This window comes from Azonexus hydrophilus (assembly GCF_038368255.1).
In the GTDB taxonomy this organism is placed as follows: Bacteria; Pseudomonadota; Gammaproteobacteria; order Burkholderiales; family Rhodocyclaceae; genus Azonexus; species Azonexus hydrophilus.
This window is the reverse complement of sequence record NZ_CP151406.1, coordinates 390,679-414,869: the sequence shown is the minus strand read 5'-3', so window position 1 is coordinate 414,869 and position 24,191 is coordinate 390,679. Positions and strand designations below refer to the sequence as shown.

The 24,191-nt window shown below is 65.7% G+C and carries 29 protein-coding genes; 23 read left to right on the top strand and 6 right to left on the bottom strand.

Translation table 11 applies throughout. The features are described from left to right. Window positions 1-25: 25 nt before the first annotated feature. The 5 genes from hpf to recA are packed head-to-tail and all read right to left on the bottom strand — an operon-like array spanning window position 26 to window position 4,023. Window positions 26-349, bottom strand: coding sequence for a ribosome hibernation-promoting factor, HPF/YfiA family (hpf, locus tag AADV58_RS01960; protein ID WP_028993835.1), 324 nt, complete (start codon window positions 347-349; stop codon window positions 26-28). Between the two features lie 14 nt (window positions 350-363). Beyond that, complete coding sequence (locus tag AADV58_RS01955) at window positions 364-1,818, bottom strand: RNA polymerase factor sigma-54 (protein WP_028993836.1); 1,455 nt, start codon at window positions 1,816-1,818, stop codon at window positions 364-366. Between the two features lie 24 nt (window positions 1,819-1,842). Further along, on the bottom strand, window positions 1,843-2,577 hold the full coding sequence (lptB, locus tag AADV58_RS01950; protein ID WP_028993837.1) for an LPS export ABC transporter ATP-binding protein: 735 nt from the start codon (window positions 2,575-2,577) through the stop codon (window positions 1,843-1,845). After that, window positions 2,574-3,008, bottom strand: coding sequence for a recombination regulator RecX (gene recX, locus AADV58_RS01945; RefSeq protein ID WP_341743940.1), 435 nt, complete (start codon window positions 3,006-3,008; stop codon window positions 2,574-2,576). Before recX ends, lptB begins: the two co-directional genes overlap by 4 nt. Then, window positions 3,001-4,023: a recombinase RecA gene (recA, locus tag AADV58_RS01940; RefSeq protein ID WP_028993839.1), complete on the bottom strand. Its 1,023-nt coding sequence runs from the start codon at window positions 4,021-4,023 to the stop codon at window positions 3,001-3,003. Before recA ends, recX begins: the two co-directional genes overlap by 8 nt. A 212-nt stretch (window positions 4,024-4,235) precedes the next feature. On the opposite strand from recA, the gene AADV58_RS01935 reads away from it, so the two are divergent. The 10 genes from AADV58_RS01935 to dsbD are packed head-to-tail and all read left to right on the top strand — an operon-like array spanning window position 4,236 to window position 12,422. Beyond that, window positions 4,236-4,439 carry a hypothetical protein gene (locus tag AADV58_RS01935; RefSeq protein ID WP_028993840.1) on the top strand — a complete coding sequence of 68 codons (204 nt, stop codon included), beginning with the start codon at window positions 4,236-4,238 and terminating at the stop codon, window positions 4,437-4,439. Beyond that, window positions 4,440-5,120, top strand: coding sequence for a pseudouridine synthase (locus AADV58_RS01930; protein ID WP_341743939.1), 681 nt, complete (start codon window positions 4,440-4,442; stop codon window positions 5,118-5,120). A 42-nt stretch (window positions 5,121-5,162) separates the two neighbouring features. Further along, window positions 5,163-6,581, top strand: coding sequence for a sodium:solute symporter family protein (locus AADV58_RS01925; RefSeq protein WP_341743938.1), 1,419 nt, complete (start codon window positions 5,163-5,165; stop codon window positions 6,579-6,581). A 31-nt stretch (window positions 6,582-6,612) separates the two neighbouring features. Further along, window positions 6,613-7,686, top strand: coding sequence for a VanZ family protein (locus AADV58_RS01920; RefSeq protein ID WP_341743937.1), 1,074 nt, complete (start codon window positions 6,613-6,615; stop codon window positions 7,684-7,686). A gap of 42 nt (window positions 7,687-7,728) precedes the next feature. Beyond that, window positions 7,729-8,037, top strand: coding sequence for a (2Fe-2S) ferredoxin domain-containing protein (locus AADV58_RS01915; RefSeq protein ID WP_028993844.1), 309 nt, complete (start codon window positions 7,729-7,731; stop codon window positions 8,035-8,037). Then, on the top strand, window positions 8,034-8,672 hold the full coding sequence (locus AADV58_RS01910; protein WP_028993845.1) for an alpha/beta hydrolase: 639 nt from the start codon (window positions 8,034-8,036) through the stop codon (window positions 8,670-8,672). The genes AADV58_RS01915 and AADV58_RS01910 overlap by 4 nt, the downstream gene beginning before the upstream one ends. Next, on the top strand, window positions 8,660-9,577 hold the full coding sequence (locus AADV58_RS01905; RefSeq protein WP_341743936.1) for an ATP-binding cassette domain-containing protein: 918 nt from the start codon (window positions 8,660-8,662) through the stop codon (window positions 9,575-9,577). The genes AADV58_RS01910 and AADV58_RS01905 overlap by 13 nt, the downstream gene beginning before the upstream one ends. Next, on the top strand, window positions 9,577-10,335 hold the full coding sequence (locus AADV58_RS01900) for an ABC transporter permease (RefSeq protein ID WP_341743935.1): 759 nt from the start codon (window positions 9,577-9,579) through the stop codon (window positions 10,333-10,335). Before AADV58_RS01905 ends, AADV58_RS01900 begins: the two co-directional genes overlap by 1 nt. Window positions 10,336-10,344: 9 nt before the next feature. Beyond that, window positions 10,345-10,662: a divalent-cation tolerance protein CutA gene (gene cutA, locus AADV58_RS01895; RefSeq protein ID WP_341743934.1), complete on the top strand. Its 318-nt coding sequence runs from the start codon at window positions 10,345-10,347 to the stop codon at window positions 10,660-10,662. Continuing rightward, window positions 10,659-12,422, top strand: a complete 1,764-nt coding sequence (gene dsbD, locus AADV58_RS01890; RefSeq protein WP_424243827.1) for a protein-disulfide reductase DsbD — start codon at window positions 10,659-10,661, stop codon at window positions 12,420-12,422. Before cutA ends, dsbD begins: the two co-directional genes overlap by 4 nt. Window positions 12,423-12,435: 13 nt before the next feature. Here the strand turns inward: dsbD and AADV58_RS01885 are convergent, their stop codons facing one another. Next, entirely contained in the window at window positions 12,436-13,026 is a 591-nt protein-coding gene (locus AADV58_RS01885; RefSeq protein WP_245580484.1) for a phosphatase PAP2 family protein, read from the bottom strand. Window positions 13,027-13,243: 217 nt separating this feature from the next. Here AADV58_RS01885 and AADV58_RS01880 point away from each other — a divergent pair, with 217 nt between their 5' ends. The 13 genes from AADV58_RS01880 to AADV58_RS01820 are packed head-to-tail and all read left to right on the top strand — an operon-like array spanning window position 13,244 to window position 24,153. Continuing rightward, a complete protein-coding gene (locus AADV58_RS01880; protein WP_028993851.1) occupies window positions 13,244-13,483 on the top strand; it encodes an acyl carrier protein in 240 nt (79 codons plus the stop codon). Window positions 13,484-13,486: 3 nt separating this feature from the next. Beyond that, a complete protein-coding gene (locus AADV58_RS01875; protein ID WP_341743933.1) occupies window positions 13,487-14,734 on the top strand; it encodes a beta-ketoacyl-[acyl-carrier-protein] synthase family protein in 1,248 nt (415 codons plus the stop codon). Between the two features lie 15 nt (window positions 14,735-14,749). Continuing rightward, the gene (locus AADV58_RS01870) at window positions 14,750-15,034 is read left to right on the top strand and encodes a phosphopantetheine-binding protein (RefSeq protein ID WP_281981624.1); all 285 of its coding nucleotides are present in this window, start codon (window positions 14,750-14,752) and stop codon (window positions 15,032-15,034) included. Further along, window positions 15,034-15,693 (top strand): hypothetical protein, encoded by a 660-nt coding sequence (locus tag AADV58_RS01865; RefSeq protein WP_341743932.1) that lies wholly within the window; start codon window positions 15,034-15,036, stop codon window positions 15,691-15,693. The genes AADV58_RS01870 and AADV58_RS01865 overlap by 1 nt, the downstream gene beginning before the upstream one ends. Further along, on the top strand, window positions 15,690-17,027 hold the full coding sequence (locus AADV58_RS01860) for an AMP-binding protein (RefSeq protein WP_341743931.1): 1,338 nt from the start codon (window positions 15,690-15,692) through the stop codon (window positions 17,025-17,027). The genes AADV58_RS01865 and AADV58_RS01860 overlap by 4 nt, the downstream gene beginning before the upstream one ends. After that, window positions 17,020-17,325 (top strand): hypothetical protein, encoded by a 306-nt coding sequence (locus AADV58_RS01855; RefSeq protein ID WP_341743930.1) that lies wholly within the window; start codon window positions 17,020-17,022, stop codon window positions 17,323-17,325. The genes AADV58_RS01860 and AADV58_RS01855 overlap by 8 nt, the downstream gene beginning before the upstream one ends. Then, on the top strand, window positions 17,322-18,221 hold the full coding sequence (locus tag AADV58_RS01850) for an acyl-CoA synthetase (RefSeq protein ID WP_341743929.1): 900 nt from the start codon (window positions 17,322-17,324) through the stop codon (window positions 18,219-18,221). The genes AADV58_RS01855 and AADV58_RS01850 overlap by 4 nt, the downstream gene beginning before the upstream one ends. Further along, window positions 18,218-18,787: a LolA-related protein gene (locus AADV58_RS01845; RefSeq protein WP_341743928.1), complete on the top strand. Its 570-nt coding sequence runs from the start codon at window positions 18,218-18,220 to the stop codon at window positions 18,785-18,787. The genes AADV58_RS01850 and AADV58_RS01845 overlap by 4 nt, the downstream gene beginning before the upstream one ends. After that, window positions 18,784-21,123 carry an MMPL family transporter gene (locus tag AADV58_RS01840; RefSeq protein ID WP_341743927.1) on the top strand — a complete coding sequence of 780 codons (2,340 nt, stop codon included), beginning with the start codon at window positions 18,784-18,786 and terminating at the stop codon, window positions 21,121-21,123. The genes AADV58_RS01845 and AADV58_RS01840 overlap by 4 nt, the downstream gene beginning before the upstream one ends. Further along, window positions 21,120-21,761 (top strand): hypothetical protein, encoded by a 642-nt coding sequence (locus AADV58_RS01835; protein ID WP_341743926.1) that lies wholly within the window; start codon window positions 21,120-21,122, stop codon window positions 21,759-21,761. Before AADV58_RS01840 ends, AADV58_RS01835 begins: the two co-directional genes overlap by 4 nt. 3 nt (window positions 21,762-21,764) lie before the next feature. Continuing rightward, the gene (locus tag AADV58_RS01830; protein WP_341743925.1) at window positions 21,765-22,565 is read left to right on the top strand and encodes a polysaccharide deacetylase family protein; all 801 of its coding nucleotides are present in this window, start codon (window positions 21,765-21,767) and stop codon (window positions 22,563-22,565) included. Next, entirely contained in the window at window positions 22,562-23,302 is a 741-nt protein-coding gene (locus tag AADV58_RS01825; RefSeq protein WP_341743924.1) for a class I SAM-dependent methyltransferase, read from the top strand. Before AADV58_RS01830 ends, AADV58_RS01825 begins: the two co-directional genes overlap by 4 nt. Further along, on the top strand, window positions 23,299-24,153 hold the full coding sequence (locus tag AADV58_RS01820; protein WP_341743923.1) for a YihY/virulence factor BrkB family protein: 855 nt from the start codon (window positions 23,299-23,301) through the stop codon (window positions 24,151-24,153). Before AADV58_RS01825 ends, AADV58_RS01820 begins: the two co-directional genes overlap by 4 nt. The last annotated feature ends 38 nt before the right edge of the window (window positions 24,154-24,191 follow it).

Here is a 24,191-nt window from a genome sequence, read left to right as displayed (position 1 = left end):
CCCCGAGGGGTGCGGTCGGTCAGGCTTAGTCGTCGATGTGCATCGACGGCTTTTCGCCACGATGGTGGTCCTGCAGCTTCTGCTTGTACTTCTGGACCTGGCGATCGAGCTTGTCGAACATGGCGTCGATGGCGGCGTAGAGATCGTCCCCGGCTTCCTCGACATGCATGTCCTTGCCCGGAACGTGAACGGTGACTTCGGCCTTCTGCTTCAGCTTTTCAACGGAAAGCACGACGCTGGCGCCGGTAACCTTGTCGAAATGACGGAGCACGGGATCGAGCTTGTTCTCGACGTATTCGCGCAGTGCCGGGGTGACTTCGATATGGTGACCGCTGATTTGCAGATTCATTTTTTCTCCTCTCTCTACAGGGTCTTGCGTAAATTGACCGGTGGGATGTTGAGCGATTCACGGTATTTGGCAACCGTGCGTCGGGCAACGACAATTCCCTGCTGGCCTAGTATTTCGGATAATTGACTATCCGACAAGGGCTTCTTGCCATCTTCCGCCGAAATCAATTGCTTGATCAGGGCACGAATGGCCGTGGCAGAACAGGCACCACCAGTATCGGTGGACACATGGCTGCCGAAGAAGTATTTCAGTTCGAAGATGCCGCGCGGCGTGGCCATGTATTTCTGGCTGGTAACGCGGGAAATCGTCGATTCGTGCAGGCCGAGCAAGTCGGCGATCTCGCGCAGCACCAGTGGCCGCATCGCCACTTCGCCATGTTCGAAGAACTGGCGCTGGCGGTCCACGATGGCCTGGGTGACGCGGTGGATGGTATCGAAACGCTGCTGGATGTTCTTGATCAGCCAGCGGGCTTCCTGCAACTGGCCGCTCAGGTTGCCATTGCCGCGACGCTGGCGGGCAAGGATGTCGGCGTACAGGCGATTGACGCGCAGGCGCGGGTAAGCATCCGGGTTGATGTAGGCGGTCCATTTACCCTTGAGCTTCTTCACGATCACGTCGGGCGTGATGTAGCGCGCTTCGTCCTGTGCGTAACCGGCGGCCGGCCGCGGATTGAGGCTGGTGATCAGCTCGTGCGCGCCGCGCAGGATTTCGTCATCGCAGCCGGTCAGGCGGCGGATCTTGACGAAATCGCGGGCAGCCAGCAATTCCAGGTGCTTGTCGGCAATGGTCAGGGCCAGCGTGCGCTCGGCGCAATCCTCTTCGACCTGCAGTTGCAGCAGCAGACATTCGCGCAGGTCGCGGGCACCGATCCCGGTCGGATCGAAATTCTGGATATGGCGCAGGGCGATTTCGAGCTCCTCGAGCTCGACCTCGTACTCGGGCGGCAGGGTTTCCAGCAGTTCTGCCAGCGGCGTGGCGAGATAGCCGTCGTCGCTGAGTGCTTCGATCAGGAAACGGACCAGACTGCGATCGCGATCGCTCAACTGGGTCATCCCCAGTTGCCAGCCGAGGTGCTCGCGCAGGCTGACGCTGGAAGCGTGGGCGTCCTGCGGATCGTTGTCGTCTTCCTCGTCGCGGCCGGCGCCGGTGAAGGTGCCGGCATCGCTGGACCAGCGATCGTCGTCGACGTCACCGGGCGTCATCGGCGGCTCACCCTGGGCATCCTCACGCGACTCGCTCGCCGGTGCGGGTTCGCTGACCGGCTTGTCGGGCGAATCGAACTGCTGGGCACCGGCGAAGGACTCGCCCGGTCCGTCGTCGTCGCGCTCGAGCATCGGGTTTTCCAGCAGGTAGCGTTCTATTTCCTGCTGCATCTCGACGGTCGACAACTGCAGCAGCTTGATCGACTGCTGTAATTGCGGCGTCAGGGCCAGATGCTGCGAAAGCTTGAGCTGAAGTGCCGGTTTCATTGATGCAATCTTGGTTTGGCGAGATCAGAGGCGGAAATGCTCGCCGAGGTAAACCTTGCGTACACTCTCATTGTCGACAATTTCCTCCGGACGTCCAGAGGAAAGTACATGACCGGCGTTGATGATCACCGCGTGATCGCAGATGCCAAGCGTCTCGCGCACGTTGTGATCGGTGATCAGGACACCGATGCCGCGTTCCTTGAGGAAGCGGATGATTTTCTGGATTTCCAGCACGGCGATCGGATCGACCCCGGCAAACGGCTCGTCGAGCAGGATGAAGCGCGGATTGGTCGCCAGCGCCCGGGCAATTTCAACGCGCCGCCGCTCGCCACCGGACAGTGCCGCTGCATTCACGTGGCGGACATGGGTGATGTGCAGTTCGTTGAGCAGGCTTTCCAGCCGCTGGCTGCACTCTTCGGCCGGCAACTTCTGCAGTTCGAGCACGGCGAGGATGTTTTCTTCGACGTTGAGCTTGCGGAACACCGAGGCTTCCTGCGGCAGGTAGGACAGACCGGTGCGGGCGCGTGTATGCATCGGCTGGTGGGTGAGGCGCTCGTCGTCGATATAGACTTCGCCGCCATCGGCGGCCACCAGGCCGACGATCATGTAGAAACAGGTGGTCTTGCCGGCACCGTTCGGCCCGAGCAGACCGACCACTTCGCCGGAGCGCACCGAGAAGGACACGTCCTCGACGACGGTGCGCGCCTTGTAACGCTTTTTCAGGTTGTGCGCGGACAGAGTGGCGGTTGGCTGGCTCATTCTTCTCTAGCTCCGCGCAGGGTCTGGCGGATCGCTTCTGCAGAAAAGCCGCGATATTGCAGGAAACGCATCTGTTTGGCACGTTCTTCTGCAGATTGGGGGGGCTGCCCGAATTTTTTCGCCCAGATCGCCCGGCAACGTTCACCCTCGTCGCCGGCCTCGGGCAGGGCGGCTTCGATGTCGCCATCGCTGACGCCCTTGTGCCGCAATTCCTGGCGCAGGCGGCCATTGCCGTAGCGATTGGCACGCGCCGAAACGCGCTGGCTGGCATAACGGGTATCCGACAGCAGGTGCTCGGCCTGCAAGGCATCGAGCACCGCCGTCAGGGCTTCTTCACTGTCAGCATGCGCCGCGAGTTTGGCATGCAGCTCGGCCCGGCTGTGATCTCGCCGGGTCAGACACTGCAAGGCACGCACCCGCAGATCAGCCATTGGCGGCCTTGCTCGGCTTGATCACGGTGGTGCTCGCCGCTTCGCGGATGCCGGCTTCAATTTCCTGGGCGATTTCCGGGTGCGACTTGAGGAATTCGCGGGAATTGTCTTTGCCCTGGCCGATCTTCTCGCCCTTGTACGAATACCAGGCGCCGGATTTGTCGACCAGCTTGTGGGCGACGCCCATTTCGACGATCTCGCCCTCGCGGGAAATCCCTTCGCCGTAGAGGATGTCGAAGATGGCTTCGCGGAAGGGCGGGGAAACCTTGTTCTTGACCACCTTGACACGGGTTTCGCTACCGACCACCTCGTCGCCCTTCTTGATCCCGCCGATGCGGCGGATGTCGAGACGGACCGAAGCGTAGAACTTGAGCGCGTTGCCGCCGGTGGTGGTTTCCGGCGAGCCGAACATGACGCCGATCTTCATCCGGATCTGGTTGATGAAGATGACCAGCGTGTTGGTTTTCTTGATGTTGGCGGTCAGCTTGCGCAGCGCCTGCGACATCAGACGGGCGTGCAGGCCGACCATCTGATCGCCCATCTCGCCCTCGATTTCGGCACGCGGGGTGAGCGCGGCCACGGAGTCGACGACGATGATGTCGACCGAGCCGGAACGGACCAGCATGTCGGCGATTTCCAGCGCCTGTTCGCCGGTATCGGGCTGCGAGATCAGCAGTTCGCCGACATTGACACCGAGTTTCTGGGCGTATTGCGGATCGAGCGCATGTTCGGCATCGATGAAGGCAGCGGTACCGCCAAGCTTCTGCATTTCGGCAACGACCTGCAGACAGAGCGTGGTCTTGCCCGACGATTCCGGGCCGTAGATTTCGACCACCCGGCCGCGCGGCAGGCCGCCGACGCCGAGTGCGATGTCGAGGCCGAGCGAACCGGTCGACACGACCTGGATGCCCTCGTCGATTTCGGCATCGCCCATCTTCATGATGGAGCCCTTGCCGAACTGCTTTTCGATCTGTTGCAGCGCTGCGGCGAGCGCCTTTGCCTTGTTGTCGTCCATGTTCATACCTCGAAACGTTGTGTGGATTATGGCACAGGGCCATGGATGGAACAAAAATTGCTCAATGGATACATCGAAAGCCGTTTTGCCGAAATGACAATGGCAATAACGGATTTTAGGGAAGATGACGACAGGCGCGGTATATTCTTCGCCCCTTGCGCAAGCCGCCGGAATTCCGGTTCACCAAACACTGTACAACTATACAGTATTCGATGAAAAAACCATCACTTCGCTTATTTGTCTTCAGCGCCTTGCTGCTGACCACCGCGACCCAGGCCGCACCCGCGCCCTGGCACTGGTGGGTGAGCAAGGCGGACGGTGCGCGCATCTGCATGCAGACCCCGCCGGGCGAGGGCTGGGCCTACAGTCGCGGCCCTTACCGCGATGCCCGGTGCACACTGCCGGCCCGTCGCTGAATGCGCCGCTATCTGCCGCCTGCCGAGCCGCTGACGATCATCCACGTCGATGACGGGCTGGTGGTCGTGGACAAGCCGTCCGGGCTGCTCTCAGTCCCCGGCCGCGGCGAGGACAAGCAGGATTGCGTGATCAGCCGCCTGCAGCGCGACTTCCCGGAAGCGATGATCGCCCACCGGCTCGACATGTCGACCTCGGGACTGCTCGTCGTGGCGCGTGGCGAGGCGATGCAGAAGGCGATGTACAAACTGTTCCGCGACCGCGCCGTGGACAAGCGTTACCTGGCCACGGTCGCTGGCTTGGTCGAAGCGGATGCCGGCGAGATCGACCTGCCGCTGATCTGCGACTGGCCGAACCGCCCCCGGCAGATGGTCAGCCATGAACTGGGCAAGCCTTCGCTGACCCGCTTCCGCGTCATCGAACGCTGCCCGGCCGAACAGCTGACGCGGGTCGAACTTGAACCGGTGACCGGCCGTTCGCACCAGTTGCGCGTCCATCTTGCCGCGCTCGGCCACCCCATCCTGGGCGACGAACTCTACGCCGGCGCTGCCGCCGAACGGGCGCCGCGCCTGTTGTTGCATGCGGCAGAAATTGCCTTCGTCCATCCGCAAAGCGGCAAGCCGGTGAAATTTGTCAGTCCGGCACCGTTTTTTCCCTTCGCCGACGCCGCAATAACCTTATAATCCCTCGCGTTTTCAACCCCTTGCCATCGTCGACCCCACGCCATGCTGATCTGGTTCGTCGTCATCTATCTCGTCATTTCCATCGGCATCGGCCTGTACGCCGCGACCCGGGTTCATAGCGCCCGTGACTACATCGTCGCCGGCCGCAATCTGCCGTTTCCCATCGTCCTGGCCATGGTTTTCGCCACCTGGTTCGGCGCCGAAACGGTACTCGGCATTTCCGCCACCTTCATTGACGAGGGCTTTCGCGGGCTGATCTCCGACCCGCTCGGCGCCTCGGTCTGCCTGGTGCTATTCGGTCTGGTCTTCGCCCGCCCGCTGTATCGCCTCAACCTGCTGACACTGGGCGACTTCTTCCGGGTCCGCTACAACCGCCACACCGAAGTCGCACTATCCACCGCCATCATCATTTCCTATCTGGGCTGGGTCGGCGCCCAGATGGCCGCGCTCGGCCTGGTCTTCAACGTCCTCTCCGACGGCGCCATCGCCGTCAACCACGGCATCCTCATCGGTGCCGGCATCGTCCTCGTCTACACCCTGTTCGGCGGCATGTGGTCGGTGGCGATGACCACCTTCGTCCAGATGATCGTCATCGTCCTCGGCCTGATCTACGTCACCTGGCTGGCCGGTGACATGGCCGGCGGTTTCACGGTGGTGCTCGACAAGGCCAGCAGCGAGGGCAAACTCAACTTCCTGCCGACCGCCGACCTGATCGACATCCTGTCGTGGATTGCCGCGCTGCTGACCATGGCACTGGGCTCGATCCCGCAACAGGACGTGTTCCAGCGCGTCAACGCCTCGAAGAACGAGTGGGTTGCCGTCTGGGGCACCACCATCGGCGGCCTGTCCTACTTCTTCTTCGCCGCCGTGCCGCTGTTCCTGGCCTATTCGGCAACGATCATCGACCCGGCCATGGTCGAGCGTTTCATGGCCGAGGATTCGCAACTGATCCTGCCGCAACTGATCGTCAATTACATGCCGATGGCGGCGCAGATCATCTTCTTCGGCGCCTTGCTGTCGGTGATCATGAGTACCGCCTCGGGCACCTTGCTGGCCCCGGCGGTGACCTTCTCGGAAAACATCCTGCGCGGCTACATCCGCGACATGAGCGACCGCCAGCTGCTGCTCGCCACGCGCGGCGCAGTCGTCGTCTTTACCTGCCTGGTTGCCGCCTACGCGGTGTCGACCAATGCCACCATCCATCACATGGTCGAGAGTGCCTACCGGATCACCCTGTCCGGCGCCTTCGTGCCGCTGGTCGCCGGCCTGTTCTGGCGCCGCGCCAACAACCTCGGCGCCGCGCTGGCAATCACCTTCGGCATCGGCACCTGGCTGTTCTGCGAACTCTTCGTTCCCGAGGGCGACATCGAGCCGCAACTCTACGGCCTGATCGCCAGCGCCATCGGCATGCTGATCGGCGCCTACCTGCGCCCAGCCCGCGACATCGCCACGGCAAGCTGACGCGAACGTGCGCAGGGCCTAGAATTCCACCATGTCCCAACATGGTCGGCGCCCCCTCGTTCTCGCCCGTTACCTGGCACTGGCCTGGTGCGGGCTGATCGTCTACGGCAGCCTGCACCCGTTCAGCGGCTGGCAGGATCTGGGCGTCCCGCTGCTGGCCTTCCTTGAGGCCGGCTGGCCCAAATACTGGACCGCCTTCGACCTGGCCGCCAATGTCGCCGTCTATGTGCCGCTCGGCTTCTTCCTGGTCCTTGCGCTGAGCCGGCTGCCCGGGCGTTTCACCGCCTTGTGCCTGGCCACGCTGCTGGCCGGTGGGCTGAGCCTGGGCATGGAAGTCCTGCAGAACTGGCTGCCGACCCGCATTCCGTCGAACCTCGACCTGGCCTGCAATACCCTGGGCGGACTGATCGGCGCCATCTGGGCGCAGCATCTCGGACCACGGGTATTTTCCCGTCTCGAATCGACGGCCCACCGCCTGCTGGCGCCGCTGCCGCACGGCGAGCTCGGCCTGACCTTGCTGGGCCTGTGGATGATGGTGCCGCTGTCGCCGGAAACCCTGCTGTTCGGCGCCGGCGACCTGCGCCAGTTGCTGTCCTACACGCCGCCGATTCCGTTTTCGGCCGACAGCTATGCGCTGATCGAAGCCGGCATCACCGCCTGCAATGCCGTCGCCGTCGGCCTGATCCTGCGCGGCCTGCTGGCCAGGCGGCGCTTCGCCTACCTGATCGTGCCGATGTTCCTGCTCTGCGGGCTGGCGGTACGCATGCTCGGTGCCGCCATCCTGGTCAGCCCGGCCGAGGCCATGGCCTGGCTGACCCCGGGCGCCCGCCAGGGCCTGCTCGCCGCCGCCGCCGTGCTGCTGCTGAGCCTGTGGTTACCGGCCCGCGCCAGCCTGCTGCTGGCCGCCCTGGCGCTGATCGCCGGCACCCTGCTGGTCAACCTGGCGCCGGCCAATCCGTACTCCGCCGCCGCGCTGGCCGCCTGGCGACAAGGGCACTTTCTCAATTTCAACGGTCTAACCCGGCTGGTCGCCAGCCTCTGGCCCTTCCTGGCGCTGCCTTTCCTGTGGCTGACCGTCAGGGGCATGCGCCGGCGTTCCACGTGAAACGGCGCCGCCTATAATGGCTGGCTCTAACGGAGATCAACAATGAGCTATTTCCAGCACCACGTATTCATCTGCACCAACCAGCGCGAGGGCGGTGAAGCCTGCTGCAACAACGTCGGCGGCAGCGATGCCTTCGCCTACGCCAAGGACCGCATCGGCGCCCTCAAGCGCAATGGCGCCGGCGCCGTGCGCATCAACAAGGCCGGCTGCCTCGGCCGCTGCGACAACGGCCCGGTGATGGTCGTCTACCCCGAAGAAACCTGGTACAGCTTCGTCGATAACGAGGATGTCGAGGAAATCGTCCAGGAACACCTGATCAACGGCCGCGTCGTCGAACGCCTGAAACTATGAAAGTTCTCGAAGAAAAGATCACCGTCGCCGGCCCGGTCGGCAACATCGACGTCATCATGGAGCGCCCGGATGCGCCGCGCGGCATCGCGCTGATCGCCCATCCGCACCCGATCGGTGGCGGTGCCAACACCAACAAGGTTGCCTACACGCTGGCCAAGACCTTCGTCAGCCTGGGCTACGCCGCCTTCCGCCCGAATTTCCGCGGCGTCGGCGGTACTGAAGGCGTGCACGACGAAGGCATCGGCGAAACCGACGACCTGCTCGCCGTATTGCACGATGCCAAACTGCGTTGCGGGGACATCCCGGTAGCGCTGGCCGGTTTTTCCTTCGGCGCCTACTGCCAGACGCGCGTCGGCAAACGCCTGGAAGAAGCCGGTCATCCGGCCCAGCGCCTGGTGCTGGTCGGCACCGCCGCCGGTTTTGTCGAAGGCACGCGCCAGTACGACACCGAGAAGGTGCCGCACGACACCATCGTCATCCACGGATCAAGCGACGAAACCGTGCCGCTGGACAACGTCCTCGCCTGGGCACAGCCGAACGACCTGCCGGTCGTCGTCGTTCCCGGCGCCGATCACTTCTTCCACCGCCGCCTGCACCTGATCCGCGACATCGTCACCCGCGCATGGCGGCATTAAACGTTTCCGGCCTGAAGAAGCGCTACGGCGACAGCGACGTCGTCGCTGGGCTGTCGTTCGCCGTCGAACCCGGTACCTGTTTCGGCCTGCTCGGCCCCAACGGTGCCGGCAAGACGACGACGCTGCGCCTGTGCCTCGGCCTGACTGCGCCAGACGCTGGCGACATCACCCTGGCCGGCCGAGCCATCCCGGCCGACGCGCAAGTCGCCCGGGCCAAGGTCGGCGTCGTGCCGCAGTTCGACAATCTCGACCCGGATTTCACCTGCGCCGAGAACCTGCTCGTCTTCGGCCGCTATTTCGGGCTCAAGGATGCCGACGTCCGCCAACGCATCCCCGCGCTGCTGGAATTCGCCAGCCTGACCAGCAAGGCCGACGCCCGCATCGCCACGCTGTCGGGCGGCATGAAGCGGCGCCTGACCCTGGCCCGCGCGCTGGTGGCCGACCCGGACATCGTCTTCCTCGACGAGCCGACCACCGGCCTCGACCCGCAGGCCCGTCACCTGATCTGGGAACGCCTGAAGAAACTGAAATCGGCCGGCAAGACCCTGATCCTGACCACGCATTTCATGGACGAGGCCGAGCGCCTCTGTGACCGCCTGATCGTCATCGACCACGGCCGCAAGATCGCCGAAGGCAGCCCGCGCGAACTGATCGCCACACACATCGAACCGCAGGTCGTCGAAGTCTTCGACGAAGCCGCCGGCACGCTGCCCGCCTTTGTCGATGCGCACCGCCAACTGGCCGAACGGGTCGAGCAGAGCGGCGAAACCGCCTTCTTCTACTGCCGCGACCCGCAACCGCTGCTGGCCGCGCTGGCCGGCGCCGACGGCCTGCGCTACGTGCATCGCGCTTCCAACCTGGAAGACGTGTTCATCAAGCTGACCGGGCGGGAGTTGAGAGACTGATGAACCGCCCCGGCTTCTTCCCCGTCTGGCAGCGCAACTTCCTCGTCTGGAAGAAACTTGCGCTGCCGTCCATCCTCGGCAACCTGGCCGACCCGCTGATCTACATGCTCGGCCTCGGCTACGGCCTCGGCGCCATGCTGCCGGAGATCGGCGGCCAGCCCTACATCGCCTTCCTGGCAGCCGGCACCATCTGCGCCTCGACGATGAACGCGGCGACCTTCGAGGCCTTGTACTCGTCGTTCTCGCGCATGCACGTGCAGAAAACCTGGGACGCCATCCTCAACACGCCGCTCGGGCTGACCGATGTCGTCGCCGGCGAGCTGTTCTGGGCGGCGACCAAGTCCTTCTTCTCCGGCTGCGCCATCCTCGTCGTCGTCACCGCCATGGGCCTGACCAACGGGCCGCTGGCGCTATTCATCCTGCCGGCCATCGTCCTCACCGGCCTGGCCTTTGCTGCGCTCGGGCTGATCTGGAACGCGCTGGCGCCGTCCTACGATTTCTTCATGTATTACTTCACGCTGTTCATCACGCCGATGACGCTGATTTCCGGCGTGTTCTTCCCGACTGACCAACTGCCCGGCTGGCTTGCGCTGATCGGCGCCTGGCTACCGCTGGCCCAGGGCGTTGCGCTGGTACGGCCGCTGCTCGCCGGCGAGGTGCCGACCGACATCGCGCTGCACGTCGGCGTGCTGCTGGCGACCACGGCCATCGCCTTCACCATCGCCTTGCGCCTGACCCGGCGCCGCCTGCTCAAGTAAAATCAACCGATGGAAAACCTGCTCGTCCTCACCAACTGCCCCGACGAAGAAGTCGCCAATGCCATCGCGCTGGCGGTCGTCGAGGAAAAACTGGCCGCCTGCGTCAATATCCTGCCGCGTGTGCAGTCGGTCTATCGCTGGCAGGGCACGGTCGAATCGGCGTCGGAAATCCCGCTGCTGATCAAGACCACGGCTGCCGCTTATCCGGCCTTGGAACAGCGGATTGCCGAACTGCACCCCTACGCGGTGCCGGAAATCATCGCCCTGCCGATTCGCCACGGCCTGCCGGCCTACCTGAACTGGCTGGCCGCCGAGACACGCCAATGATCATGCGCACGCTCTTCCTCCTCTTCGCCTTCCTGGCCTCGCTGGTCCACGCCCAGGAATTCCTCGATCCGCTGGTTGCCTTCAAGCCGAGCGCCCGGGCGCTCGACGGGGAAACGGTCGAGATTCGCTACGAGATCGCCAAGGATTACTACCTCTATGGCGACAAGTTCCGCGTCCATCCGGTCGACGACAGCATCGTCCTCGGGCCGCTGCAGGTGCCCAAGGGGAAAGAAAAGAACGACGAGAATTTCGGTCGGGTCGAGGTCTTCTACAAGGAGGCGGTGTTCCGCGTGCCGGTCGAACGCAATAGTTCCGGCGAATTGCCGCTACGCCTAGACGTCATCTCGCAGGGCTGCGCCGAAGCCGGCGTCTGCTACCCGCCGCAGACCCAGACTGTCGCCGTCGTCCTGCCCGACCCGGCGAGTACACCCAAGGCCGCGCCGATGGCCAGCACCGCATCATCTGGCGACGAAAGCGGCCTGATTGCCCAGGCGCTGAGGGACGCCGGTTTCTGGACCATCCTCGGCATCTTCTTCCTGGCCGGCCTCGGCCTGTCGCTGACGCCCTGTGTCTTCCCGATGATTCCCATCCTCTCCGGCATCATCGCCGGCCAGGGGCATCGGGCAACGCGGGGCAGGGCGCTGGCGCTCAGCCTTGCCTACGTCCTCGGCATGGCCGTCACCTACGCCGCCGTAGGCGTCGCCGCCGGCCTGACCGGCACGCTGCTCACGGCGGCGCTGCAGAACGCCTGGGTACTGGGCGCCTTTGCGCTGGTCTTCGTCGTTCTGTCGCTGTCGATGTTCGGCTTCTACGAACTGCAGTTGCCGACCGCGCTGCAGAGCAAGCTATCGGAAGAAAGCGGTCACCTGCAGGGCGGGCGCGGCATTTCGGTGTTCCTGATGGGCGCGCTGTCGGCGCTGATCGTCGGCCCCTGCGTCGCCGCGCCGTTGGCCGGCGCGCTGCTCTACATCGGCCAGACCGGCGACGCGCTGCTCGGCGGCACGGCGCTGTTCGTCATGGCCCTGGGCATGGGCGCGCCGCTGATCGCCGTCGGCGTGGCCGGCGGCTCGCTGCTGCCGAAAACCGGCCCGTGGATGGAAGGCGTCAAGAAGACTTTCGGCGTGCTGCTGCTGGCCACTGCGCTGTGGCTGCTGTCGCCGGTGATTCCGGCAGTCGTCGAGATGATCGGCTGGGCGCTGCTGTTCATCGTCCCGGCGATCTACCTGCACGCGCTCGACCCGCTACCGCCGCACGCGAAGAACTGGCAGAAATTCTGGAAGGGCATCGGCATCGTCTTGCTGCTGACCGGCGCCGCGCTGCTGGTCGGCGCCCTGGCCGGCAGCCGCGACCCGCTGCAGCCGCTGGCCGGCCTGCGCGGTGGCGCGATTGCCGCCGAAGCACAGAAGTTGCCGTTCGAGCCGGTACGCTCGGTGGACGAACTCGACGCCCGCCTGGCCGCCGCCGACCGGCCGGTGATGCTCGACTTCTACGCCGACTGGTGCGTATCGTGCAAGGAAATGGAGAAATTCACCTTCACCGACCCGGCCGTGCGCGCCAAAATGTCCGGCTTCATCCTGCTCAAGGCCGACGTCACCGGCAACACCGCCGACGACAAGGCGCTGCTCGCCCGCTTCGGTCTCTACGGCCCACCCGGCATCATCTTCTTCACGCCCAAGGGCGAGGAAGTCCAGGGCGTGCGCGTGGTCGGTTTCCAGAATGCCGAGAAATTCCTGGCCAGCCTGCAACAAGCGACTGGCTAAGCAGTTCCGTCGTTCATAAGCGGGATATTCCACAGCGGTGGCCGACATGGCGTAGCGAGATCAGCGCGAATGCCAGACCGACCACGCCCCCGGCCAATACATCGAGTACGACATGCTGACGCGTAGCCACCGTAGACCAGATGATCAGCAGGCAACAGGCCCAATTGACCCAGATCAGCAGAGCGGGCGCGGCAATATTCCGTAACACCCGAGCCAGCCAGCAAGCTGCGAAAACGGCCGAGCCTACATGCAATGAGGGACAGGCATTGCCGCCGGCATCCATACCCTTGATCAACGCCATCTGCGGATACTGCCGCCAGTCGATGTCGGCCAGCGGAACGGCAGTCGGCCAAAACCAGAAAAGGCCGAGGCAGAACAGGCAGAGGGCAGCAATCCAGGCACCGAAGCCAAGCAACGAACGCAGGCTGCCGAGCAGTGCCGGCGCTAGCGACACATAGACCCAGAGCGAGACATAAAAAGGGTAGGCCAGCGGGGTAAACGGAATCCAGCGATCAATGAATATCTCGGGCATGGTCACCGCCGGCCGCAGGGGATACTGCAGGACGGCGAAATACCCCCAGAAAAACAGGGCCATGAAAGTCATGGTCCCCACCGCCTTGAGCGGCCAAAGCAAGGCAATGCGACTGATCACCTGCCGGTGCCAGGGCAAACTGCAGGAGCAATCGGAAAGGTCTAGGCGCATGCGGAAAAAGGAATTAATGGCGGGCACATGGTATCAAATCCCGGACAGCCGCCCGTCATGACATCAAACCGGGGACAAATCTTTGGAAAACAGGGGCTTTCGGCTAGAATCCGCGCCTATGGATTGCATTGGACTGATACGCGAATTTCTCAAGGACCGCCTGGGCGCTGACCCGGAGGCAGTGGTGCCGGGTGCCCTGCTGGCCGATCTCGGTGTCGATTCGCTGATGATGCTCGAACTGATGTTCGAGTTCGAAGATCACTTCGGCATCAAGCTGGCGTCCGACCTCAAGACCCCGGGCACCGTTGGCGAGCTGGTCGAGCTGATGGACCGCTTGATCGCCCAACAGAAGTCCTGAGCGATGAACCGGCGGCGGGTGGCAATTACTGGCCTGGGGCTGGTCAGTCCCTACGGTGGCGATCCGGCGGATTTCTTCCAGCGGCTCTGTGCGGGGGAATCCGCAGTTCGTCATCTGCTGACCGACGACGTGCCGCGCCCCTTGTCGATGCCCTTCGTCAGTTGCCCCGACTTTGACCCCGACGCCGCCCTCGGCAAGCCGCTGGCCTCGATGATGGACCGCTTCGCCCAGCTCGGCATGGCTGCAGCCTTTGCCGCCTGGGACGATGCCGGCCTGGCCCGGCACGAGGAAGGCAACAAGCGTGACCGCTGGGGCTGCGCCTGGGGCACCGCACTCGGCGGCACGCTGGCCTACGAGAAGGGCTACCGCGAACTCTGGCAGAAGGGTCGCGAACGCCTGTCGCCGCTGGCCGTGGTGCTCGGCATGAACAACGCGGCCAACGCCCACATTTCCATCCAGCTCGGACTGGGCGGCGTCAGCATGAGCCATACCGTTGCCTGTGCCTCGTCGTCGATCGCCATCGGCGAAGCTTTCCGCCGCGTCCGCTCGGGCGAGGCGACGATCATGGTCACCGGCGGCTCCGATGTGCCGCAGGCATACGGCGTTGCCCGTGCCTGGGAAGCCCTGCGCGTACTTGCCCCCGGCGATGCCGACAGCGCCCCGCGCGCCTGCCGGCCGTTTTCCGCCGACCGCCGCGGCCTGGTACTGGGCGAGGGTGGCGCCGCGCTGATCCTCGAGGACTGGGACCACGCCCTTGCCCGCGGCGCCCGCATTCACGGTGAAATCGTCGGCTACGGCAGCAGTTGCGACCACAGCCATCTGGTCAAGCCGGACGCCGCCGGACAGGTCCGCGCCCTGCGCGACACGCTGGACGACGCCGGCCTCGACAGCAGCGACATCGATTACGTCAATGCTCACGGCACCGCCACCGCCGAAGGCGACCCGGTCGAAATCGCCGCCCTGAAGGCGGTTTTCGGCGACGCTGCCGGTCGCCTGGCAGTCAGCGCCACCAAGTCGATGCACGGTCACCTGCTCGGTGCCGCCGGTGCAATCGAGGCAATTGCCACCGTCCTCGCCCTGCGCGAACAGCGCCTGCCGCCGACCGCCCACCTGACCGAGCTTGATCCGGCCTGCGCCGGAGTCGACCATGTCACCGTCGCCCGCCAGCAGCCGCTGCGGGCCGCCCTTTCCAACTCCTTTGCCTTTGGCGGCAGCAACGCCGTGCTCGCGTTCCGCGCCGTCGGCTCCTGAAGCCAGGAACACCTCATGACCACCACGCCCACCCCGGAAACCGTCGCCGCGCTGCTGCCGGAAATCGCCGAACTGATCGTCTCCGCCCTCAATCTCGAAATGACGCCGGCCGAAATCGACGCCGACGCGCCGCTGTTCGGCGAAGGCCTGGGCCTGGATTCGATCGATGTCCTGGAAATTTCGCTGGTCGTCTCCAAGCGCTATGGCTTCCAGTTGCGTTCGGACAACGAGGACAACGTCCGCATCTTCTCCTCGCTGCGCGCCCTGACCGCGCATATCGCCAGCCAGCGTAGCCAGTAATGCCGACCGGCCCGGTCCCGCTGCTGCGCGGCCTGGCCGTGCTCCTGCTGTTTGCAGCCTGGGCCGTGGCTGCCCACTTCGGCAGTGCCGGTGGCGGCCATCCCGACATCAATACCACGCTCGGCGTCCTGCCCCTGGTCTTCGTCGCCGGGCTGGTGCTGTGGCGCCAGAGCGCCCTCTGGCTGCGTATCGCCGGTGTGTTGGCCGGCGTCCTGCTGCTTGCCTGGCTGTGGCCGCAACTGCGGCAGAATGTCGCCCTGTTGTACTACCTGCAGCATCTCGGCACCCACGTTGCGCTCGGCATCCTGTTCGGCCGCACGCTGTTCGGTCCCGGCGAAGCCCTGATCACGCGCATTGCCCGGACCGTTTTCCGGGACGGCATTTCCGAACGCAAGGCGCGTTACACGCGCCAAGTGACCGTCGCCTGGACCGCCTTCTTCTTCGGCAACGCCGGCGTATCGACCCTGCTGTTCCTGTTTGCACCGGCCGAGATCTGGTCGATCCACGCCAATCTGCTGACCGGCCCGCTGATCGGCCTGATGTTCCTGGCCGAACACCTGGTCCGGCTGCGCATCCTGCCGCCGGAGGAGCGCCCGAGCTTTCTCACGGTGATCCAGGCCTACCGGGCCGGCACCCGCCCGACGGAGCGCACGCCATGAGCCTGCGCCCCCTGATCTCGCGCCACGGGCTCGACGACACGCTGGCCTGGCGGGCCGACGGGCCGGTCAGCGTCCGCCGCTTCCTGGCCGAGGCCAGCGCCCTGGCCTGCCAACTGCCGGCCGGCGACTGCCTGCTCAATGTCTGTACCGACCGCTACCGTTTCGCCGTCGGCTTCGTCGCCGGCCTGCTGGCCGGCAAGACCAGCCTGCAACCGGCCTCGCAATCGGCCGAGACCCTGGCGCAGATCGAAGTCGCGCATCCCGGCACCATTTGCCTGCGCGATGCCCCATTCGCCGCCGGCACGCTGCCCTGCGTCGATTTCCCCGACCTGTCGGCGGTTACTCCCGAAGAGATCCGCGAGATCCCGGGCATCGCCGCCGAACGCGTCGTCGCCATCCTGTTCACCTCCGGCTCCACCGGCCTGCCGCAGGCGCACCGCAAGACCTGGGGCAAGCTGGTCGACAACGCCGAGGCCGGCGCCCGCGCGCTCGGCTTGGTGGAAACACCGATGAACATCGTCGGCACGGTGCCGGCACAGCACAGTTTCGGCTTCGAATCGACCTTCCTGCTGGCGCTGCATGGCGGCTGCCGTTTCTGGGCCGGCAAGCCCTTCTACCCGCAGGACATCGCCGCCGCGCTGGCCGTGGTGCCGCCACCCCGCCTGCTGGTGACCACGCCCTTTCACCTGTCCACGCTGCTCGCCGCCGACATTCCGCTGCCGCCGCTCGACCTGCTGCTGTCGGCCACCGCGCCGCTATCGGCCGATCTCGCCGGCCGGGCCGAAGCCCGTTGCGGCGCACCGGTCCGGGAAATCTACGGGTCGACCGAAAGCGGCCAGCTGGCCAGCCGGCGCACCCTGGCCGGCCCGCGCTGGCAACTGCTGCCAGGGGTCAGGCTGAGCAGCGACGGCGACCAGACCTGTGCCGAAGGCGGTCATGTCGAGGGCAGGGTGCCACTCGGCGACCGCATCGACTGCCACGACGACGGCAGTTTCAGCTTGCTCGGCCGGCACAGCGACCTGATCAACATCGCCGGCAAACGCACCTCGCTGGCCTGGCTCGATCACCAGATCACCAGCATCGCCGGCGTCGTCGATGCCGCCTTTTTCCTGCCTGACGACGACAGTATCGACGGCGTGACCCGCCTGACTGCCTTTGTCGTCGCGCCTTCACTGGACCGCGCGCAGTTGCTGCAGGCCCTGCGCCAGCGCATCGACCCGGTTTTTCTGCCGCGACCGCTGAGCTTCGTCGACTCGCTGCCGCGCAACAGTACCGGCAAACTGCCCCGGCAGGCCCTGCTGGCACTCCACGAGGCGCGCAAGCCCCATGACTGAGCACCAAGCATTCACCTGGCAAGTGCCCGTCGACCACCCGGCCTTTGCCGGTCATTTTCCCGGCCGGCCGATCGTTCCCGGCGTCGTCCTGCTCGACCGCGCCATGGTCTGCGCCGAAACCTGGCTGGGCCGGCGTGTCGGTGGCTGGCAAGTCGGCAACGCCAAGTTCCTGAGTCCGGTCGGTCCCGGGGAAACCCTGGTCTTCACCCTCGGCAGCACCACCGGCGCGGGCGTCAGCTTCAGCGTGCACGCGGGCGAACGCCTGGTCGCCAGCGGCAACCTGACACCCAGCCCATGAAACCGGAAAACGACTGGCGCCAGCAGCAGGAGCGCAGCAACCTGGCGATCCTCAAGCTGATGGTCTGGATTTCGCTGACCTTCGGCCGCGCCGTCGGCCGGCTGGTGCTCTACGGCATCGCCGCCTATTACGTGCTGTTCGCGCCGACCGCCCGCCGCGCCAGCCGCGCTTACCTGCACCGGGCACTCGGACGCTGGGCGCAATGGACCGACGGCTACCGCCATGTCTTCAGCTTTGCCAGCACCATCCACGACCGCATCTACCTGCTCAACGACCGCTTCGACCTGTTCGATATCGAGGTGATCGGCGCCGAGGCCCTCAACGAAGCGCTGGCACGGCAACCGGGCGCCCTGTTGATCGGCGCCCACCTCGGCAGTTTCGAGGTGTTGCGGGCGGTCGGCCGGGGCAGGGCGGGACTGCAGGTGGCAATGCTGATGTACGAGGAAAACGCCCGCAAGATCAACGCCACCCTGCAGGCGATCAACCCGCGCGCGGCCGACGACATCCTGCCACTCGGCCGGGTCGACTCGATGCTCGCCGCTCGCGACCGGCTGGCCCAGGGCTACCTGGTCGGCATGCTGGCCGACCGCGGGTTGGGTAACGATCCGACCCTGGACTGTGATTTTCTCGGCCAGCCCGCTGCCTTTCCGCTCGGCCCCTGGCGCATGGCAGCGATGTTGCAACGGCCGGTCTTCTTCATGGCCGGTCTGTATCTCGGCGGCAACCGCTATCGCATACACTTCGAACCGCTGGCCGATTTTTCACACGTCACCCGCGCCGATCGCGCCCAGGCCATCGACGATGCGATCCGCGCCTACGCCGGACGACTGGAAGCCCACTGTCGCAACACCCCTTACAACTGGTTCAACTTCTTCGATTTCTGGCAGAAAAAATGAAAAAACTCCTCACTGCCGGCCTCTTTCTCGCCCTGCTGGGCCAAAGCGCCTGGGCCGCCTTCGACGTCGGCAGCCTGATGGCCGACCTGGCCCGGCACCCCGGCGGCAAGGCGAAATTCGTCGAAACCCGCTTTCTGGCCGTGCTCGACAAGCCGCTCAAGGCCACCGGCGAGATGACCTACATCGCCCCCGATCGCCTGGAAAAACGCACGCTGACGCCAAAACCCGAACTGATGATCCTCGACAAGGATCTGCTGACGCTGGAACGCGACAAGCAGAAATTGTCGATCAACCTGGCCAGCCAGCCGCAAGCGCTGGCTTTCGTGGACAGCATCCGCGGCACGCTGGCCGGCAACCGGGCCGCGCTGGAGCGCAATTACCTGCTGCACCTGGCGGGAACCCCGGACAAGTGGGTGCTCACCATGCTGCCGCGTGACCAGCAGATGGCCAGTTTCGTGCTGCGCATCGTGGTCAGCGGCAGTGGCAGCCAGATGCGCAGCATCGAATACCTGCAGGCCGACGGCGACCGTTCGCTGCTGACCATCGAGCCGGTTGACGGACGATGAAATCCAGCCCGCTGCGCGTCCTGTTGCTGTGGCTGCTGGCCATGCTGGTCGGCGGCCTGATTGCCTGGAACAGTCGCTTTTCCGCCGACATGAGTTTCTTCCTGCCGGCCGAGCCCAGCGCCGAGCAGCAGGTATTGATCGAACAGATCAAGGAGGGCGCGGTCTCGCGCCTGCTGATGCTGGCCATCGGCGGCGGCGACGCTGAGAAGCGCGCTGCCGCATCGCGCGATCTGCGCCAGCGCCTGGCGGCCCAGGAGGCATTCGTCTCGATCCAGAACGGCGAAGCCAGCCACCTCGACCAGGACCGCGACCTGTTGTTGGCCCATCGCTACCTGCTCAGCCCGGCGGTCACCCCGGAACGCTTCACGGTCGCCGGACTGCACGCGGCCATCGGCGACAGCATCGACCTGCTGGCCTCGCCGGCCGGCATGTTGTTCAAACCCTTCCTGACCCGCGATCCCACCGGCGAACTGGCCACCATGCTGGCCGGACTCGGCAGTGCCAGCCAGCCGGCCAGCCGCGACGGGGTGTGGGCATCGCGTGACGGCGAACGCGCCATGCTGCTGGTGCAGACCCGCGCTCACGGCGCCGACACCGACGGCCAGGAAGCCGCCATCCGCATCATTCGCAGCGCTTTCGCCGAAACCCGGCAAGCGCTGGGCGCCGAGGGGCTGAGCCTGCAACTCTCCGGTCCCGGTCACTTCGCCGTCGCAGCCCGCGCCCAGATCAAACAGGAAGTCCTGCTGCTGACTTCGATCAGCAGCCTGGCGATCATCGCCGTCCTGTTCTTCATCTACCGCTCGCCGCGACTGATCGGCCTGGGTATGTTGCCGGTGCTCAGCGGCGCGCTGGCCGGCATCGTCGCCGTCAGCCTGACCTACGACACGGTCTTCGGCATCACGGTCGGCTTCGGTGCTGCCTTGATTGGCGAGGCCGTCGATTACTCGACCTACTATTTCATGCAATCCGGGCGTCTCGGCCTGAACGGCTGGCGCCAACGCTTCTGGCCGACGATCCGCCTCGGTGTCGCCACTTCGCTCTGCGGTTTCGGCGCCCTGCTGTTCTCCGGTTTCCCCGGCCTGGCCCAACTCGGCCTGTATTCGCTGGCCGGCGTCCTCACCGCCGCCCTGGTGACCCGCTTCGTCCTGCCCCATCTGGCCGGCCCGGTCGCCGTCACGAACACCCCGCGGCCGCTGCTGAATTTCATGGAAAGCGGCCTCGACGGCCTGTCCCGGCTGCGCCTGCCGGTATTGTTGCTGGCCGTCGTCGCCGCCGGCTGGCTGATCAACCAGCGCGACCAGCTCTGGCATCCCGACCTGTCGGCCCTGAGTACGGTCAGCGAAGCCGATGCGCAGATCGACGGCGAGTTGCGCGCCGACCTCGGTGCCCCGGATTCGCGCTACCTGGTCGTCGTCAACGGCGCCGACCAGGAGGCCGCGCTACAGGCCGCCGAGCGCACCGGCCGCCATCTCGACCGCCTGGTCGACGCCGGCGTCATCGGCGGCTACGACAGTCCGGCCCGCTTCCTGCCCAGCCGAACCAGCCAGGATCAGCGCCGCGCCGCCTTGCCCGAATCCGCCGTCCTGCGCCAACGCCTAGCCGTCGCTCTGGTCGACCTGCCGCTTTCCGCCCAGCGGCTGGACGCTTTCGTCGCCGATGTCGAAGCGGCCCGCAAAGCCCCGCCGCTCAGCCGCGACGATCTGGCCGGCAGCAGCCTGGCACTGGCCGTCGACAGCCTGATGCTGCAACGCGCCGACGGCTGGAGCGTGCTGTTGCCACTGCATCCCCGCATCAACGGCGACGAACTGTCGATTCCGGCCGACCAGGTCCGTGCCGCACTGGCTGGCAGCGACGGCCTGTTCATCGACATGAAGGCTGAATTCGACGCCCTCTACAGCGACTACCTGAGCGAAGCGATCCGCCTGTCGCTGGCCGGGGTCGGTGCGGTCATCTTGCTGCTCGCCGTCAGCCTGCGTTCGCCCCAACGCCTGACCGGCGTCCTGCTGCCGCTGCTGATCGCCGTCGTCTTCGTCGTCGCCGGCCTGCACCTGCTGGGTCAGCGGCTGCACCTGTTGCATCTGGTCGGCCTGCTGCTGATCGTCGCCGTCGGCTCCAATTACGCCTTGTTCTTCGACCGCAGCGCCAGGCAGGGCAAGCCCGACCCGGAAACGCTCAGCTCGATGGGCGTCGCCAACCTGACCACCGCCATCGGCTTCGGCACCCTGTCGCTGTCCTCCGTCCCGGTGCTCAAGGCCATCGGCCTGACCGTCGGCCCCGGCGCCATCCTGGCGCTGCTCCTGGCGGCGATGTTCGTTCCACGTGGAACGAACAGATGACCGACACACTGCGTACCCTGAAACTCGAACAGGGTGGCAGCGACCTGCTGGTGCTGCTGCCCGGTGCCTACATGCGGCCCGAGGATTTCGTCGCCGCCGGCTTCTTCAGCCGTGCCGAAACTCGCCAGCCCGGGCTCGACCTGTGCGCCGTCGATCTCGACCTGGAACGCATTTCCGGCGGTGAAGCGCTACCGGCGGTGCACCGGGAGATACTCAGGCCAGCCCGCCGCGATTACCGCCGGGTCTGGCTCGGCGGTATCTCGCTCGGCGGCCTGCTGGCCCTGTGCCAGGCTGCCGATCACCCCGACAGCATCGACGGCCTGTGCCTGCTCGCCCCCTATCCGGGCAGCCGCCTGACCACCAATGCGATTCAGGCAGCCGGTGGCATCGACGCCTGGCAAGCCACGCCGGAACAACTGACTGACCCGGAATTCCGCGTCTGGCACTGGCTGAAGACACCGCCGTCGCTGCCGGCCTTCATCGGCCACGGGCGCGACGACCGTTTCGCCGCCGGCATGCAGCAGCTTGCCGAACGCTTTCCCCCGGCTTGCCGCCATACCGCCCCAGGCGGCCACGATTGGCCGGCCTGGCAACATCTGTGGGAAGATTTCCTGGCCGCCGGCCATTTCCCCGCCTGAACCATGCCCCGTCCCTGGAAACCATCCCCCGCGCTGAAAGCCAGCTTCGTCCTGCACGCCGGGGGGCTGCTCGCGGTCGTCGTGGCGCCAGCAAGCTGGCCGTGGGCGCTGGCGCTGCTGGTCGCCAACCATGCCGTGCTCACCGTCGCCGGCCTGTTGCCGCGCTCGACCCTGCTCGGTCCCAATCTGACCCGGCTGCCGGCTGCAGCCGCCGCCCGCCGGGAAGTTGCCCTGACCATCGACGACGGGCCCGACCCCGAGGTGACGCCGCAGGTGCTCGACCTGCTCGACGCCGCCGGGGCTCGCGCCACCTTCTTCTGCATCGGCTGGCGCGTGCGCGAGAACCCGGCGCTGTGTCGGGAAATCGTCGCCCGCGGTCATCAGGTCGAGAATCATGGCGATGCCCACGCCAAAGCCTTCGCCACCTTCGGCCCGGGCCGCATGCGCGCCGACATCCGTGCCGCCCAGGTCACGCTGGGCGAAGTCTGCGGCCGGCGCCCGCGCTACTTCCGCGCCACCGCCGGCCTGCGCAATCCCTTCCTCGACCCGGTGCTGGCCAGCCTCGACCTGCAACTGGCGGCATGGACCCGGCGCCCCTACGACACCCGCTGCAGCGACCCAGACACCGTGCTGCGCCGACTGAGCCGCCAACTCGCCGCGGGCGACATCCTGCTGCTGCACGACGGCAACGCCGCCCGCACGGCCGACGGCCAGCCGGTCATCCTGGCGGTGCTGCCGCGCTTGCTGGCGACGCTTGGCGAACGCAAACTCATCCCCGTCACCCTCGACGAAGCCTGCCGATGAACCACGCAACTTTCCTCAACACCCTGCTCGACGAAGCCACCTTGCCCTTCCGCGGCGGCGGCAAATTCGCCTACCACTACGCCCGCGGCAAGCTGTCGTCCGATTGCATCTTCCGCGAACTGCTGCGCCAGGGGATTTTCCCGGCCGAAGGTCATTACCTCGACCTCGGCTGCGGCCAGGGCAGCCTGTTCGGCTGGCTGCTCGCCGCCCGCAAGCTCCACGAACAGGGCAACTGGCCGGCCGACTGGGCGCCAGCACCGAAGGCGCTGAGCCTGCGCGGCTACGAACTGATGCAGAAGGACGTCGACCGCGCCGCCCGGGCTTTCGGCCGCGACCACCCGCTGGTCGATATCCGCCAGGGCGACATGTGCCGGGTCGATTTCGGCCACGCCGACGTCGTCACCATCCTCGACGCCCTGCATTACTTCGACCACGCCGGCCAGCAGGACGTACTCACCCGCATCCGCGCCGCACTGCCGCCGGGCGGTCTGTTCCTGACCCGCATCGGCGACGCCTCGGCCGGTCTGCCTTACCATCTGTGCAACTGGGTGGATCATGCGGTCACCTTCGTCCGCGGGCACCGCCTGCCACGGCTGTATTGCCGGCCGCTCGGCGAATGGGTAGCGCTGCTCGAAAACCTCGGCTTTTCGGTCAGCACCATGGAAATGAACGAGGGCAAGCCTTTCGCCAACGTCATGCTGGTCTGCCGCGTGCCGCCAGCCAGCCAAGCCGAATGATCGACAGCCGGCTGACACCCCTCCCGCTGCTGGCCTTCGCCCTGCGTACCGGGCGCGGTTTTCACCGTAACCAGGGGCTGTTGCTGGCCGGTGCCATCGCTTATTACGCGCTGCTGTCGCTGTTGCCACTGCTGATCCTGTCGGTGGTCGGGCTGTCGCATCTGGTCGAGCGCAGCGTCCTGCTCGACACCATTGCCTTCTATCTGGACTGGCTGCTACCCAGTCTCGCCGACGGCCTGGTCGCCGACATCGCCGGCTTTCTCGACCGGCGGACGACGATCAGCCTGGTCATGCTCGGCACGCTGCTGTTCTTCAGTTCGCTGGCTTTCTCGGTGCTGGAAAAAGCGATGGCGGTGATCTTCGCCCATCGCGGCAAGGACCAGGAACGACATGCGCTGGTTTCGGCGATCCTGCCTTATTGCCTGGTCATCGTGCTGGGTATCGCCTTGCTGCTGCTCACCCTGGGCACGCTCGCACTGCAGACCCTGGCCGGCGAAAACCTGGTGCTGCTCGGTCAGCGCTGGTCGCTCAGTGGTGTTGCCGGCTTTCTCTTCCCCTTTCTCGGCGTCGCCCTGATCAGCCTGGTGCTGGCCGCCATCTACCTGATCGTGCCGGTCGGCCGCACCCGTCTGCGCCACGCCCTGCTCGGCGGGCTGGCCGGCGCCCTGCTATGGGAAGTGCTGCGCCACGGCCTGATCTGGTATTTCGCCACCATTTCAAAGATCGGTGTCGTCTATGGTTCGCTGGCCACCGCCGTGGTCCTGCTGTTCTTCATGGAACTAGCCGCCGTGCTGCTCCTGCTCGGCGCCCAGGTGATCGCCGAACTGGAGCAATCCGCAGCAGCGGAATAGGGCTCTGCTAGAATTCCCGCCACCCCGTACCGGATGCT